Origin of the sequence: Paenibacillus sp. YYML68, assembly GCF_027923405.1 — a bacterium.
Taxonomy (GTDB): Bacteria; Bacillota; Bacilli; order Paenibacillales; family NBRC-103111; genus Paenibacillus_G.
Genome location: NZ_BQYI01000001.1, coordinates 4,265,846 through 4,280,000 on the forward strand (window position 1 = coordinate 4,265,846; position 14,155 = coordinate 4,280,000).

Below are 14,155 nucleotides of genomic sequence, written 5' to 3' on the forward strand. Positions count from 1 at the left end.
TTTTCTACATAGATTATTGTGACGCTCGTTAGTACACCGACTTCTCCTTGCGAATGATCGACACGCCGTAGGCGATCAGTCCGACCGCAAGAACTAGCCCGATGAAGCCGGACATCTTGCACAGAAGAATGATACCGCCGATCAGCATCAACCCTCCGCCGATGATTCTCTTGCCGTTCCTCAGACCGAGGTAGCCGAATCCGAGCATCAGCGCCGGGAACAAGACACCTGCGACCGAGTGCCACACATCAAGCCCCATTCGGTTCAAGAGAATCATCGTGCCGACCACAATGAGGGCCAGCGCTACACCTGTATGCTTCGTGAATCTCATTTATTCATGTTCACCGCCTTTCGTTTCGTCGTCGCTTCCTTATGTCCTTATTCTAGGTGAAATCGTCCTCGTTCAAAACGAACCAACGGCCAGTTTTGCAGCCCGACTAAAGTCCAGTCCCTCCCCGTCCGAAGACGTGAACAAGACCCCGCCCATGCCGATCGCACATGCGAAAAAGCCCCAGCACCTGATGACAGGCACTGAGGCTATATATATGATGTTCATGATTGCACGTAGCCAGTTAGGTTAGAAGAAGTCTGCGATATACGTCTTCCGAGTGGGCAGCAGTCGATCCAGCTGCTCCACCGCCTCTGGGGTCCCATGCAGCAGGCCCAGCTCATGGAAGAACGACGGACGGCGATAGCCCATGAAGATCGCAGCAAGCACCGGCGGCTCGCAATGAACGATCGGCATATCACTCGGCGTCTCGGCACTCTCCTGCCGCTTCACCGCTGCTGTACCCGCTTCATCGACGGCAATGCGCCATACGCCTGTATTCCACGATGCTTGCCGGTCCTCCACACCTACATAGAGGGAGCTCTCTACACCCGAGACGAATGGAAACTTCGTCCAGAACCACTCCACGTCGACGATCCGGGCCATGAAGGTCGGGACGAACTCCTGCTTAATACGCGGATTGTCCAGCAAGAACGGAAGCGGGTCATCAGTCGGCACCTCGATCGTCAGACGATCCAGCATCGAGTCGTGATCCGCGAGGAACCGCCACAGCCCGAGCCTTGCCTCGTGAGTGAGCGCAACCAGCTCATGCACCTTCATCAGTCGCTCCCTCACCTGATACAGCACATAGCCTGCAGGAGCGCCTTGCTCGTTATAATAGACGGCAGCTGTACCCGCCTTCATTGTGAACACACGGTGCGTCCACCAGCTCTCATCTCGAACCAGCATGCCGTTATAGGTCGAAGCATATGCCGCGTAGATCGGCTGCAGCAGCTCCCATTCGTGTCCGATACGCCGGACACATCCTGAAGGCATGCTCCATCTCGGCAAGAGAGCAACCGGAATTTCATACTGCTTCTTCTCTGCACACATCCCCCACCCGTACTTGCGGTAGAAGCCGAACTCGAACGGATACAGGAACGAGATCGATTGACCGTTCGCCCGCATCGTCTCAAGCGCCTGGTGCATCAATCTACCGACGAGTCCCCCACGCCGATATTCCGGCCAGGATGCCACTCCGGCAATGCCGCCCATTGCCAGCCGCTTGCCTTGCACCCAAGCTTCGAGCTTGTAGATCATCAGCTTCGCGGCGAGCTTTCCTTCTATATAAGCCCCGTACTGCTCATGCAGCGCCATGAGCGCCCTTCGCTGCGTCCTCTCCGCTTCGGACATCTGCATCTGGAACGCGAACTCCGACAATGCCAGCGACTCCCCGTAATGCTCCTCCGGTATGCGTGATAGCTCCGCACGATCTACCTTCATCCCCCATCCTCCCCTTAGACCCTAGCCTAGCCTTACATCATTACAGTCACAACACACTACGAGCATCTATCTCCCATTTCCACTGTAGCCCAATTTCATCATACACTCCATGAGGCAGGAAAGCACATATATAACCAATATCTCTCCATTATTCCAAAAAGTTTATAGCTGAGCACAGCAAGCTCTTCATTTTCGTCCGTGACTTTTGTTCTATTTTTTTACGCTTCTTCTTCAACACAGCCAGCATTCTCAATACAATCCTGACTCATTTTTCATTAAACATTCATACATAACGATCTTGCTTATTAAATATTAACATAAACTACAAGAACACAAGATTCAAAAGAACTATTATTCTCAAGCTCACATAAAGCGCATGTAAGCTTTTTCCTCTAAAATCCGACAACATCCTATGCTATCATCTAGTTAAGCAAGCGACCATTAATAACCTTACTTGCCAGGAGGAATACACGATGAAGAAGAAGCTACTCTCTGTGATCTTAAGCGCTGCCATTGCTTTCGCAGCCGTTCCCTTCCAAGCAACAGCCTATTATGTCGAGGTTCCGAGGATGGAGGTCGTGCAGGGTGTCAACTTCCGTACTCAGCCTACTACCACCAGCGAGCGCATTCGCTTCCTGAAGACAGGCGAACAGCTCGAGCTCGTGAATACATACAATTCGTATTGGCTGGAGGTTCGCGATGCAGCAGGCGTCACAGGCTTCGTATCCTCCTCAGACAAATATGTCAAGTCGATCGTAGTGAAGGAAGCGGTACAGCCGAATGCGACGATCGTCAGCTCCGTCTCGTTCCGGACAGGCCCTTCAACGAGTGATGCCAGACTTCGCTACTTGAGCGAGGGTGAGCAGGTGCTCGTGCTGGAGCAGGTGAACAGCTATTGGTACAAGGTGATGGATGCAAGCGACGTCATCGGGTATGTGAGCTCCAGTGAGCGGTATATCGAGACGACATTCAACAACGGCGCTAGCGTAGAGGTTGAGCAGGAGGAGATATTATTCCCGGAGCCGCCGAATGCAACCGCAGTAAGCTCTGTCTCCTTCCGGACCGAACCGACGACAGACAGCACTCGTATTCGTTACATATCGAAGGGTGAGGAGCTGCTCGTGCTGGACAAGTATAACCAGTATTGGTTCAGCGTACAGGATAAGAACGGCGACATCGGCTACGTCAGCACGAGCTCCAAATACATAAGCACCACCTATGTTGAGCCATACAAATCTTTAACACGTGCGGCCGCAGTTCAGCAAGTGATCGATACCGGAATGAAATATGTAGGCGTGCCGTATGAATTCGGCTCTAGCCGTACCGACACGACCACCTTCGACTGCTCGGACTTCGTCCGCCAAGCGTTCATGGAAGGGATCGGGCAGCAGCTGCCGAGCAACTCCCGCACGCAAGGCTCTCACGTGAAGGCGGTCGGCAAGACGTCTACCGACTGGAGCAAGCTGCGCAAGGGAGATCTCTTGTTCTTCATGTCGTATAAGGGCAATTCAGCCTCCAAGTATGCTGGCATCGACAAGTCGAAGGAGACGATTACCCACGTCGGCATCTACCTCGGCGACGGCACGATGCTTCACACGTACTCGGAGGAATCCGGCGGCGTTCGAATCGACCGCATCGCTGGCACTTCATGGGAGCACCGATTCCTCTTTGGCGGAGCTACTTATTAATCAGGTATTTCTAACCTTTACATATCCTCGACTTGACGTTTGTCTTCCTCTGGAAGACAGACGTTTTTTTTATACGAATCGGGCGATCGTCTATACGTGGGGCTACTGTCGTTCATATTCTGTATTATGAAACTGGAAAGGGGGATGTCACATGAGCGCTGTAGGCGGACTGTACACAACTACTGGTGTTATCCTTGTTCTCTTTATCCTGCTTGTTATCGTTTCCCGCACTTTCTTGGTGTAATGTATAGCTAAGGCCAAAACCCCCTTCGAGCTGCTGCCAGCTTGAAGGGGGTTTTCCTTGCTATCCGCCGATCTGCGACATTCTGCGCTCGGTCGGCTTGTGACTCTGCGACTCGTCGGCGAGCGCCTTCGCCATCTCGTGGCTCTCCGGCTTCACATCCAGCGCCCGGAAGAACAGCTCCGCCAGCGCCTTGTCATCGCCGATGGCCTTCCGCACGTTGAACTCGTCCGACCAGTATAGACAAGGCTTAATGTTCCCGTCCGCCGTCAGTCTGAGCCGATTGCACGTCTGGCAGAAGTGGTCGCTGACCGGATGGATCAGCCCGAAGGAGCCCGCGGCGCCCTCCAGCTTATAGTTCCGCGATGGACCGTTGCCGCGTACAGCGTCCGTAAGCTCCTGCACCGCCCATCCGTTATGTGAGCAACGATCATGAACCTCCGACAAGGGCACGTACCGGCTCCGCCACCCTTGATCATCGTGACCGATCGGCATATATTCAATGAAGCGCACGTGCAGCTCCTTGTCCTGCGTCAGCCTAAGGAAATCGTCGATCTCATCGTCGTTCAAGCCCTTCATCAATACAACGTTCAGCTTAATCGGCGATAGCCCGACACGCCTCGCCGCGTCTATAGACTGCAGCACCTTGCTCACATCTCCGCCCCTTGTAATGAAGGAGAACCGATCCGATCGAAGTGAATCGAGACTTATATTAATCCGGGTCAAGCCAGCCGCACGAAGCGCCTCTGCTCTCGAAGCGAAGTAGATACCGTTCGTCGTCAGCGCGATATCCTCGATTCCGGGAATCTGATTCAGCATCGCGACGAGCTTCTCTACATTTTTACGAACAAGCGGCTCACCGCCTGTCAATCTTAGCTTACGAACGCCATAGCTAGCTAGAACCCGAACCACCTCAGCAATCTCCTCGAAGGTGAGAATATTCGCCTCCGGCTCGAACTCCATTCCTTCCTCCGGCATACAGTATACGCAGCGTAAGTTACACCGATCCGTCACTGATATGCGGAGATAATCATGCACCCGTCCATAACGATCGACCAAGCGCTGCGACATTGCGGCCACCTCCTGCATACTGACTCCCTTAATCCTCTAACTATATAGCAAAAAGAACCGAGATGTCTACACCTTCCCGATTCTTTCTTCCGTTTCCTGTTAGATTATCTCACATAACCCATGATGATGCCGGCCGTTTCCTCAATCGCCTTATCTGTCACATTAATGACCAGGCAGCCGAGCTGCTTCATCAGCGAGTTCGCATAGGTGAGCTCCTCTTGAATGCGCTCAATCGTCGCGTATTTCGCTCCGAACGGAAGACCGACAGCCTTCAGCCGCTCCTCGCGAATTTTGTACATCTTATCGGCGTCCATCGTCAGGCCGACAATGCGGCTGCCCGGCACCAGGAACAGCTCCTTAGGCGGCTTTACCTCCGGCACGAGCGGTAGATTGCACACCTTAATCCCTTTATGCGCGAGAAAAATGCTCAGCGGCGTCTTCGACGTCCGCGATACGCCCACCAGCACGAGTCCAGCCTTCAGCAGAGAGCTCGTATCTCGTCCGTCATCGCACTTCACCGCGAACTCAACAGCCTCGACACGCTTGAAATAATCTTCATCCAGCCTGTGCAGAAGACCTGGCTCCCGCTTCGGTGCATCGTTGAACGTATCGACGAACGCCTCCATCATCGGACCCATTATATCAACTGCGCGAACACCGAGCCGCAGCGCCTCCTCCTTCATCGTTTCCCGAAGCTCCGGCTGCACTAACGTATAGGCGATGAAGCCTCCTCGTTTGGCGGCCTCCTCGACGATGCTGCGAATTTCGTCTTCATTTTTGATATGGCCAATTCGCTTGGTCGTCACTTGATGGGCATCGAACTGACGGATCGTCGCCTTCACGACACCCTCAGCCGTCTCGCCTACCGAATCGGAGCATATCGTAATTTGATAATGCTGATCTTCCCTCATACGCTTGTTCTCCTTATCGTCTACTTCCGATCTCGTTATCTGTCTGTCGCCAGATCTAATAAGATGCTGGTCATGATCGTTTTCGTTATACGTCCGACGATTTCCCAGCGTGTTCGGCCGCTGCTCCCACTGAGCTTGGCCGGCACCACGACCGGCAGGCTGTCGATCTGATGATGGATCATTTTGCGTGCGGCTTCGATTACCGCTTCATCAGGTATCACATGTATCACATTCGGCTCGCGCGTCATCACCATACTTACCGGCATGACGGCTGTATTAGAATTGCCAAGCGTAAACTTCAATAAATCTTTACGAGAAATGACGCCTGACAAGAAACCATCGTCATCGACCACCATTAAGCTCCCTACATTTTCCATAAAAAGGGTAACGACCGCATCATGCACCGATGCCTGCTCCTTAATAATAATCGGCATCGATTGTACATCGCTCACCTTCAGCTCCATGAGCTTCCTGGCCGCATGAGCGCCCGGATTCATAGAGGTGCCTGGCGTGTAGCCCACCTTCGGCTTGGCATCAATGTAACCGAGCATGACGAGCAGCGCCAAATCCGAACGCAGCGTAGGTCTGCTGAGTCCGAGCAGCTCTGCTATCTGTTCGCCGGTAATCGGCGCGTTCGCCTTCACGAGTTCAACAATTTGTAATTGGCGCGCAGTTAATTCGATGACCGGTCCCTCCTTCGTATACAAGCAACGTCTGTATTGTTCGATTGTACCAAATTTAGCCGAAAACTCATAGCCAATCTTCGTCCTCTTATTGAATAAAGTAATCATCACAATAAAGAAAATTAATATTAATAGTACATAACATTCAATAATAAATGTGTTATAGTACTTCATATAAACGCTAAAAGATAACGGTAATGGAGGATTGTGACGTATGGAGAGAGAATTAGCACTGGAAATTGTACGAGTCACGGAGCTTGCTGCACTTGCAGCTGCCAGCTGGATGGGCCGCGGCAACAAATACGAGGCGGATGGTGCTGCGACAACAGCTATGCGGGCCATGTTCGACTCCGTCGCCATTCGCGGTACAGTCGTCATCGGAGAAGGTGAAATGGATGAAGCTCCGATGCTCTACATAGGCGAAGCTGTAGGCAATGGACAAGGTCCTGAGGTGGATGTTGCGGTTGACCCGCTAGAGGGCACCGAGCTCGTCGCGAAGGGCTTGAACAATGCACTTGCTGTAATCGCCATAGCTGGCAAAGGACAGCTGCTGCACGCGCCGGATATGTACATGGAGAAGCTCGCTGTAGGTCCTGCGTTGACAGGCAAGCTACAGCTCGATGATCCTCTTGAGATCACTTTGCAAAAGGCCGCAGACGCTCTAGGTAAGCCCTTGAGCAACTTGACCGTCATGATCCTTGATCGTGAGCGTCATCAGAAGCAAATTGCTACTCTGCGCGAGGTCGGAGTACGCATCAAGCTTCTAAGTGATGGCGATGTGGCTGGAGCTATCGCGCCTGCTCTGTCCGAATCAGGCATTGACCTGTATGTAGGCTCTGGCGGAGCCCCTGAAGGCGTTCTGGCCGCCGCTGCGCTGCGCTGTTTGGGAGGCGAGCTAATCGGACGTCTGCTCCCTGGCAATGAAGAGGAGATTGAGCGCTGCAAGCAGATGGGCATTGAGGACCCTCACCGGATCTTGTCCATGGACGACATGATCGGCACGGGAGACGTTATATTCGCGGCAACAGGCATTACGCCTGGTGAGTTCTTGAGCGGTGTTCGTTACACATCCGATCATCGTGCAGACACCCACTCCATCGTGATGCGCGCCAAAACACGGACAATTCGCTTCATTCAGTCGAGTCACTATTTGCCGAATAAGCAACTGCTCCAGGAAATCTTATCGAAGTAACATTGATCTTAAGCCTCTCTGTGTTAATATTTAATAAGAACCTATACGAACACAGAGGAAGGTTAACATGAGCATATTGTTCTATACCGCAGTAGGTCTTGTAGCAGCGACGTTCGGCAGCTTAGTCGGTCTTGGGGGAGGCATTATCATTGTTCCAGCCCTCGTTTATTTAGGACCGCTTTTCGTAGGAGAATCGATCACGATCTCCACAGCTGTCGGGACGTCGCTTGCTGTTCTTATTTTTACCGCACTGTCCTCCACAGCCGCCTTCATGCGGCAGCAACGTGTCGACTTTCGCAGCGGCTGGCTCTTCTTCACGACGAGCGGTCCGGCTGCCATGCTCGGCTCTTACATGACGCACTTCATCGACGCCCAGTCGTTTCAGCTCGGCTTTGGCCTGTTCATGCTGTGTATGTCCATGTTGCTCATCTTCCGTGATCGAATCCCCCCGCTACGGGTCAACTGGAGCATCAAGCGCACATACGTTGACTCCAACGGTCATAAGCATGTGTACGGGTACAGCATTCCGACGGCGCTGTTACTCGGCTTTTTGGTTGGCGCCATCTCCGGCTTATTCGGTATCGGCGGCGGATCTCTTTTTGTACCGGCCATGGTGCTGCTCTATCGTTATCCTCCCCATATGGCAACAGCTACATCCATGTTTGTCATCCTGCTATCCTCCATTACGGGAACAGTGATGCACGCAAGCTTAGGCGAGGTCGATTACGGCATGGTTCTATACCTAGCCCCGACAGCCATTATTGGCGGCCTCCTGGGCGCCAAGATCGCGAGCAAGCTAAGCAGCACGAAGCTGCTATGGGTACTTCGAATTTCATTCCTGCTCATCGCTTGTAAAATGATATTTGAAGGTTCTGGACTCACCTAACCTCAAGCATAAATCTGCCCCCCTTACTCCAAACTAAGCACAACTACGAGCTAAGGGGGAATCCGTATGTCTTCTTACACAAGAGGCCTCCTCATATGGACCGGAGCGATCGGCATATTACTCAGCTCCTGTTCCTACAGTAATCATTCTTCTGTCCCGTCACCTGATTCACCGCCTTCAGCAAATAATTCTCCAGCAACTGAAGCAGCGGATTCTAGTCAAGAGGTATTAAACAAGGGTGAAGATCAAGAGCGGAAGCTTGCCATTGAGCCGAATGGACCGCCTCATCGCAAATTAACTGCACATGATTCTAATGTAAATGCAGCAACCCAGCCTCCAGCAGCCATACCTACACCGACTAAGCAGGAGGACGTTTCAACCACCCCAGTAGCTGAAGAAGCATCGCATTCTAAAGGCTCATCCGAAGCTCACGAGGCGGCAAAGAAGTCAACGAACAGCAAGCTCACAACAGCCACCAAAGCCAAACAGAAATCAGCTCAAGAGGCGGAGGCAGCCCGTAAAACAGCTGCTACTACGAATAAGCAGCTAAGCTTAGCGCAGCTCGTCCGTAAGTATCCTGCATTTATCAAGCTGCAAGGCTCATCGAACTCCAAGCAGGTTGCATTAACGTTTGACGATGCACCTGACCTTAAGTATACGGCACAAGTTCTAGATATTTTGAAAACCTACAAGGTCAAAGCGACCTTTTTCCTTCTCGGCAATCAAGCTGAAAAGTACCCACAGCTCGTCAAGCGCATGATAGACGAAGGTCATGTCATAGGGAACCACTCGTATTCTCATCAATTGTTTACGAAGCTGTCGGACGAAAGCTTTGCAGCTCAAGTGAATCAAACCGAGGATGTATTGTCGCCCATGATCGGCTACGCTCCTAAGCTCATTCGTCCACCCTATGGTGAAATAACAGAAAGTCAGCTGCTGTGGGCGAAGAACAATGGATACTTAGTTGTGAACTGGAATGTAGATTCATTGGATTGGAAGCAGCTTAAAGCGGAGCAAGTATCGGCTAACATATTGAAGCGCGTGAAATCTGGAGCTATCATATTACAGCACTCTGGAGGCGGCCCTAAGCAAGATCTGAGTGGCACGGTGAAAGCTTTGCCACGCATTATTGAAAAGCTGCAAGATGATGGCTATGAACTCGTGCCACTAACAAAGCTATTGGATGTTGCGAAGTCGAAGTAACAACAACTATATATGTCACTAATATTAAAAAGCTCATCAACGTTATTACGTTGATGAGCTTTTATAATGCCGGTAGAGGGACTTGAACCCCCACGGTTTCCCTCACGATTTTGAGTCGCGCGCGTCTGCCAGTTCCGCCATACCGGCTAGTGGCGTGCCCTAAGAGATTCGAACTCCTGACCTTTTGATTCGTAGTCAAACGCTCTATCCAGCTGAGCTAAGGGCACATATTATAATCAATTTGGAGTGGTGCCGAAGACCAGACTTGAACTGGTACGGTAGTCACCTACCGCAGGATTTTAAGTCCTGTGCGTCTGCCGATTCCGCCACTCCGGCAAAGAATGGAGGCGCCACCCAGACTCGAACTGGGGGTAAAGCTTTTGCAGAGCTCTGCCTTACCACTTGGCTATGGCGCCATGTCTAATATGGAGCGGAAGACGGGAATCGAACCCGCGACCCTCGCCTTGGCAAGGCGATGCTCTACCGCTGAGCCACTTCCGCATATAAACTGGGGATCTAGGATTCGAACCTAGGCATGACGGAGTCAAAGTCCGTTGCCTTACCGCTTGGCTAATCCCCATTATGGTACACTAGTAAGTAAGTATGGGGCGATCGAAGGGAATTGAACCCTCGAATGTCGGAGCCACAATCCGATGCGTTAGCCACTTCGCCACGACCGCCATAATACTATTTAATTGGCAGGGGCAGCAGGAATCGAACCCACACTAACGGTTTTGGAGACCGCTGTTCTACCCTTAAACTATGCCCCTAAAAAAAGTGGTGGAGGCTGATGGATTCGAACCACCGAACTCGTCAGAGAACAGATTTACAGTCTGCTGCGTTTGGCCACTTCGCTAAGCCTCCGTATGAAGCTGGTGCCGCCGAGAGGACTTGAACCCCCAACCTACTGATTACAAGTCAGTTGCTCTACCAATTGAGCTACAGCGGCATAATGGTGGTGGCTCGGGACGGAATCGAACCGCCGACACGAGGATTTTCAGTCCTCTGCTCTACCATCTGAGCTACCGAGCCGTACACTTGATACTAAAACATTTTTTACAAAAAGTAAAGAGTTAATTAATGGCGGAGCCGACGGGATTCGAACCCGCGGTCTCCTGCGTGACAGGCAGGCATGTTAGGCCTCTACACCACGGCTCCGCGATAATATACTTTCTGAATATTCATCCAGAGAAGTTTGGTTGCGGGGGCAGGATTTGAACCTGCGGCCTTCGGGTTATGAGCCCGACGAGCTACCGAGCTGCTCCACCCCGCGATATTAGTATGGTGGAGGCTGACGGGATCGAACCGCCGACCCTCTGCTTGTAAGGCAGATGCTCTCCCAGCTGAGCTAAGCCTCCATACTGGTGACCCGTAGGGGATTCGAACCCCTGTTACCTCCGTGAAAGGGAGGTGTCTTAACCCCTTGACCAACGGGCCTTACTTGCTACGGAGAGAGAGGGATTCGAACCCTCGAGACGCTTGTGACGCCTACACGATTTCCAATCGTGCTCCTTCGGCCACTCGGACACCTCTCCATATGGCTCCCCGAACAGGACTCGAACCTGTGACAACTCGATTAACAGTCGAGTGCTCTACCAACTGAGCTATCAGGGAACATTGTTTCAAGACTTGCGCCTTGAAAACTGGATACGAAACTAAGCACGCTGATGCTCATTATTAGCATTTGCTTACGAAGTACGTTTACTTCGTAAACGTTGTAGGATAAGCCCTCGACCGATTAGTATTCGTCAGCTACACACGTTACCGCGCTTACACCCCGAACCTATCAACCTCGTCGTCTACAAGGGGTCTTACGAATTGGGAAATCTCATCTTGAGGGGGGCTTCACGCTTAGATGCTTTCAGCGCTTATCCCGTCCGTACTTGGCTATCCAGCCGTGCTCCTGGCGGAACAACTGGTACACCAGCGGTACGTCCATCCCGGTCCTCTCGTACTAAGGACAGCTCCTCTCAAATTTCCTACGCCCGCGACAGATAGGGACCGAACTGTCTCACGACGTTCTGAACCCAGCTCGCGTACCGCTTTAATGGGCGAACAGCCCAACCCTTGGGACCTACTTCAGCCCCAGGATGCGATGAGCCGACATCGAGGTGCCAAACCTCCCCGTCGATGTGGACTCTTGGGGGAGATAAGCCTGTTATCCCCAGGGTAGCTTTTATCCGTTGAGCGATGGCCCTTCCATACGGTACCACCGGATCACTAAGCCCGACTTTCGTCCCTGCTCGACCTGTTTGTCTCGCAGTCAAGCTCCCTTATGCCTTTGCACTCTGCGAATGATTTCCAACCATTCTGAGGGAACCTTAGGGCGCCTCCGTTACATTTTAGGAGGCGACCGCCCCAGTCAAACTGCCCACCTGACACTGTCCCCATACCGGTTCACGGTACCAGGTTAGAACTCCGATACGATCAGGGTGGTATCCCAACGGCGCCTCCACCGAAGCTGGCGCTCCGGCTTCTCAGGCTCCCACCTATCCTGTACAGATCGTACCAAAGTCCAATATCAAGCTGCAGTAAAGCTCCATGGGGTCTTTCCGTCTTGTCGCGGGTAACCTGCATCTTCACAGGTATTAAAATTTCACCGGATCTCTCGTCGAGACAGCGCCCAAGTCGTTACGCCATTCGTGCGGGTCAGAATTTACCTGACAAGGAATTTCGCTACCTTAGGACCGTTATAGTTACGGCCGCCGTTTACTGGGGCTTCGGTTCACAGCTTCGGATTACTCCTAACCGCTCCCCTTAACCTTCCAGCACCGGGCAGGCGTCAGCCCGTATACTTCGCCTTGCGGCTTCGCACAGACCTGTGTTTTTGCTAAACAGTCGCTTGGGCCTTTTCACTGCGGCCCCCTCGGGCTATTCACCCTACCGAGGCACCCCTTCTCCCGAAGTTACGGGGTCATTTTGCCGAGTTCCTTAACGAGAGTTCTTCCGCGCGCCTTAGCATGCTCTGCTCGCCTACCTGTGTCGGTTTGCGGTACGGGCACCTTCTCCCTGGCTAGAGGCTTTTCTTGGCAGCTTGAACTCATGACCTTCGGTACTTTTATTTCCCTCCCCATCACAGCTCAGCCTTACGGTTAGCGGATTTGCCTACTAACCAGCCTTGCTGCTTGGACGGACATCCATCAGTCCGCGTCACTATCCTTCTGCGTCACCCCATTGCTCATAACGGTTCACGGTGGTACAGGAATTTCAACCTGTTGTCCTTCGACTACGCCTTTCGGCCTCGCCTTAGGTCCCGACTTACCCTGAGCGGACGAGCCTTCCTCAGGAACCCTTAGGCTTACGGCGGATCAGATTCTCACTGATCTTTTCGTTACTCATACCGGCATTCTCACTTGTATGCAGTCCACCAGTCCTCACGATCTAGCTTCAACCCGCATACAACGCTCCCCTACTGCCCTTAATGGACCCATAGCTTCGGTGGTGTGTTTAGCCCCGTTACATTTTCGGCGCAGAGTCACTCGACCAGTGAGCTATTACGCACTCTTTAAATGGTGGCTGCTTCTAAGCCAACATCCTGGTTGTCTGTGCAACTCCACATCCTTTCCCACTTAACACACACTTGGGGACCTTAGCTGATGATCTGGGCTGTTTCCCTCTTGACAATGGATCTTAGCACTCACTGTCTGACTCCCGGGTATACGTATGCGGCATTCAGAGTTTGACTGGACTTGGTAACCCTTGGCGGGCCCCGCACCCAATCAGTGCTTTACCTCCGCTACGCTAATCCCGAGGCTAGCCCTAAAGCTATTTCGGGGAGAACCAGCTATCTCCGAGTTCGATTGGAATTTCTCCCCTACCCCCACCTCATCCCCGAATTTTTCAACATTCGTGGGTTCGGGCCTCCAGTGCGTGTTACCGCACCTTCACCCTGGACAGGGGTAGATCACACGGTTTCGGGTCTACGTCTACAAACTCATTCGCCCTATTCAGACTCGCTTTCGCTATGGCTCCGGCTTCTCACCTTAACCTCGCTTGCAAACGTAACTCGCCGGTTCATTCTACAAAAGGCACGCCATCACTCATTAACGAGCTCTGACTTCTTGTAAGCACACGGTTTCAGGTTCTTTTTCACTCCGCTCCCGCGGTTCTTTTCACCTTTCCCTCACGGTACTGCTTCACTATCGGTCACCAGGGAGTATTTAGCCTTGGCAGATGGTCCTGCCGGATTCCGACGGGGTTTCACGTGTCCCGCCGTACTCAGGATCCCTCTAGGCATACGCTCGCTTTTGGCTACAGGGGTTTTACCTACTGTGCCGGGCCTTTCCAGACCGCTTCGCCTAACAAGCTTTTGCCACATCGAGGTCCTACAACCCCTAGCGATATAATCGCTAAGTTTGGGCTAATCCGCTTTCGCTCGCCGCTACTGACGGAATCACTTTTGTTTTCTTTTCCTGAGGGTACTTAGATGTTTCAGTTCCCCTCGTCTGCCTCCAATGTAGCTATGTATTCACTACATGGTACGTGAGTATTACCTCACGCGGGTTCCCC

The 14,155-nt window shown here is 52.3% G+C and carries 10 protein-coding genes, 17 tRNA genes and 1 rRNA gene (1 of these 28 only partly in view); 5 read left to right on the forward strand and 23 right to left on the reverse strand.

The genetic code is table 11. The annotated features are described in order from the left end of the window. Positions 1-28: 28 nt before the first annotated feature. Both PAE68_RS19025 and PAE68_RS19030 read right to left on the reverse strand, forming a co-directional pair. Entirely contained in the window at positions 29-331 is a 303-nt protein-coding gene (locus tag PAE68_RS19025; RefSeq protein WP_281889605.1) for a LiaF transmembrane domain-containing protein, read from the reverse strand. Between the two features lie 246 nt (positions 332-577). After that, entirely contained in the window at positions 578-1,771 is a 1,194-nt protein-coding gene (locus PAE68_RS19030) for a GNAT family N-acetyltransferase (protein ID WP_281889607.1), read from the reverse strand. A 473-nt stretch (positions 1,772-2,244) separates the two neighbouring features. On the opposite strand from PAE68_RS19030, the gene PAE68_RS19035 reads away from it, so the two are divergent. Both PAE68_RS19035 and PAE68_RS19040 read left to right on the forward strand, forming a co-directional pair. Then, the gene (locus PAE68_RS19035) at positions 2,245-3,459 is read left to right on the forward strand and encodes a C40 family peptidase (RefSeq protein WP_281889609.1); all 1,215 of its coding nucleotides are present in this window, start codon (positions 2,245-2,247) and stop codon (positions 3,457-3,459) included. A gap of 151 nt (positions 3,460-3,610) precedes the next feature. Further along, entirely contained in the window at positions 3,611-3,703 is a 93-nt protein-coding gene (locus PAE68_RS19040) for a YjcZ family sporulation protein (RefSeq protein WP_281889611.1), read from the forward strand. A 60-nt stretch (positions 3,704-3,763) separates the two neighbouring features. Here the strand turns inward: PAE68_RS19040 and moaA are convergent, their stop codons facing one another. The 3 genes from moaA to PAE68_RS19055 all read right to left on the reverse strand — a co-directional run bounded on the left by moaA (position 3,764) and on the right by PAE68_RS19055 (position 6,389). Beyond that, positions 3,764-4,771, reverse strand: coding sequence for a GTP 3',8-cyclase MoaA (gene moaA / locus PAE68_RS19045; protein WP_281889613.1), 1,008 nt, complete (start codon positions 4,769-4,771; stop codon positions 3,764-3,766). 104 nt (positions 4,772-4,875) lie between these two features. After that, on the reverse strand, positions 4,876-5,682 hold the full coding sequence (locus tag PAE68_RS19050; RefSeq protein ID WP_281889616.1) for a pyruvate, water dikinase regulatory protein: 807 nt from the start codon (positions 5,680-5,682) through the stop codon (positions 4,876-4,878). A gap of 35 nt (positions 5,683-5,717) precedes the next feature. Continuing rightward, positions 5,718-6,389 (reverse strand): helix-turn-helix transcriptional regulator, encoded by a 672-nt coding sequence (locus PAE68_RS19055; protein ID WP_281889618.1) that lies wholly within the window; start codon positions 6,387-6,389, stop codon positions 5,718-5,720. A 190-nt stretch (positions 6,390-6,579) separates the two neighbouring features. Between PAE68_RS19055 and glpX the strand changes: the two genes are divergently transcribed. The 3 genes from glpX (at position 6,580) to PAE68_RS19070 (ending at position 9,646) form a co-directional block, all read left to right on the forward strand. Next, positions 6,580-7,557 carry a class II fructose-bisphosphatase gene (gene glpX, locus PAE68_RS19060; protein ID WP_281889620.1) on the forward strand — a complete coding sequence of 326 codons (978 nt, stop codon included), beginning with the start codon at positions 6,580-6,582 and terminating at the stop codon, positions 7,555-7,557. Positions 7,558-7,624: 67 nt separating this feature from the next. After that, entirely contained in the window at positions 7,625-8,443 is an 819-nt protein-coding gene (locus PAE68_RS19065; protein ID WP_281889622.1) for a sulfite exporter TauE/SafE family protein, read from the forward strand. Positions 8,444-8,509: 66 nt separating this feature from the next. Continuing rightward, entirely contained in the window at positions 8,510-9,646 is a 1,137-nt protein-coding gene (locus PAE68_RS19070) for a polysaccharide deacetylase family protein (protein ID WP_281889624.1), read from the forward strand. A 67-nt stretch (positions 9,647-9,713) separates the two neighbouring features. Here the strand turns inward: PAE68_RS19070 and PAE68_RS19075 are convergent. The 18 genes from PAE68_RS19075 to PAE68_RS19160 all read right to left on the reverse strand — a co-directional run. Further along, positions 9,714-9,793 (reverse strand) — tRNA-Leu (locus PAE68_RS19075). Positions 9,794-9,796: 3 nt separating this feature from the next. Next, positions 9,797-9,873, reverse strand: a tRNA-Arg gene (locus PAE68_RS19080). Between the two features lie 20 nt (positions 9,874-9,893). Continuing rightward, positions 9,894-9,982 (reverse strand) — tRNA-Leu (locus PAE68_RS19085). Positions 9,983-9,988: 6 nt separating this feature from the next. Continuing rightward, positions 9,989-10,062 (reverse strand) — tRNA-Cys (locus PAE68_RS19090). A gap of 10 nt (positions 10,063-10,072) precedes the next feature. Then, a tRNA-Gly gene (locus PAE68_RS19095) sits at positions 10,073-10,147 on the reverse strand. A gap of 7 nt (positions 10,148-10,154) precedes the next feature. After that, positions 10,155-10,226: transfer RNA gene (locus PAE68_RS19100), tRNA-Gln, on the reverse strand. A 24-nt stretch (positions 10,227-10,250) separates the two neighbouring features. After that, positions 10,251-10,326 (reverse strand) — tRNA-His (locus PAE68_RS19105). 16 nt (positions 10,327-10,342) lie between these two features. After that, positions 10,343-10,416: transfer RNA gene (locus tag PAE68_RS19110), tRNA-Trp, on the reverse strand. Positions 10,417-10,424: 8 nt separating this feature from the next. Continuing rightward, positions 10,425-10,510: transfer RNA gene (locus tag PAE68_RS19115), tRNA-Tyr, on the reverse strand. A 9-nt stretch (positions 10,511-10,519) separates the two neighbouring features. After that, a tRNA-Thr gene (locus PAE68_RS19120) sits at positions 10,520-10,595 on the reverse strand. A gap of 7 nt (positions 10,596-10,602) precedes the next feature. Next, positions 10,603-10,678 (reverse strand) — tRNA-Phe (locus PAE68_RS19125). 49 nt (positions 10,679-10,727) lie between these two features. Beyond that, a tRNA-Asp gene (locus tag PAE68_RS19130) sits at positions 10,728-10,804 on the reverse strand. 38 nt (positions 10,805-10,842) lie between these two features. Then, positions 10,843-10,919 (reverse strand) — tRNA-Met (locus PAE68_RS19135). 9 nt (positions 10,920-10,928) lie between these two features. Continuing rightward, positions 10,929-11,004, reverse strand: a tRNA-Val gene (locus tag PAE68_RS19140). Between the two features lie 4 nt (positions 11,005-11,008). Beyond that, positions 11,009-11,083 (reverse strand) — tRNA-Glu (locus PAE68_RS19145). A gap of 10 nt (positions 11,084-11,093) precedes the next feature. Continuing rightward, positions 11,094-11,181, reverse strand: a tRNA-Ser gene (locus tag PAE68_RS19150). 3 nt (positions 11,182-11,184) lie between these two features. Beyond that, positions 11,185-11,260, reverse strand: a tRNA-Asn gene (locus PAE68_RS19155). A gap of 104 nt (positions 11,261-11,364) precedes the next feature. Beyond that, positions 11,365-14,155 (reverse strand): 23S ribosomal RNA (locus tag PAE68_RS19160) (it continues 121 nt past the right edge of the window).

Bases quoted from the DNA above. Each gene is read 5' to 3' on its own strand.
- PAE68_RS19025 (WP_281889605.1), bottom strand. From the start codon at position 331: ATGAGATTCACGAAGCATACAGGTGTAGCGCTGGCCCTCATTGTGGTC.
- PAE68_RS19030 (WP_281889607.1), bottom strand. From the start codon at position 1,771: ATGAAGGTAGATCGTGCGGAGCTATCACGCATACCGGAGGAGCATTAC.
- PAE68_RS19035 (WP_281889609.1), top strand. From the start codon at position 2,245: ATGAAGAAGAAGCTACTCTCTGTGATCTTAAGCGCTGCCATTGCTTTC.
- PAE68_RS19040 (WP_281889611.1), top strand. From the start codon at position 3,611: ATGAGCGCTGTAGGCGGACTGTACACAACTACTGGTGTTATCCTTGTT.
- moaA (WP_281889613.1), bottom strand. From the start codon at position 4,771: ATGTCGCAGCGCTTGGTCGATCGTTATGGACGGGTGCATGATTATCTC.
- PAE68_RS19050 (WP_281889616.1), bottom strand. From the start codon at position 5,682: ATGAGGGAAGATCAGCATTATCAAATTACGATATGCTCCGATTCGGTA.
- glpX (WP_281889620.1), top strand. From the start codon at position 6,580: ATGGAGAGAGAATTAGCACTGGAAATTGTACGAGTCACGGAGCTTGCT.
- PAE68_RS19065 (WP_281889622.1), top strand. From the start codon at position 7,625: ATGAGCATATTGTTCTATACCGCAGTAGGTCTTGTAGCAGCGACGTTC.
- PAE68_RS19070 (WP_281889624.1), top strand. From the start codon at position 8,510: ATGTCTTCTTACACAAGAGGCCTCCTCATATGGACCGGAGCGATCGGC.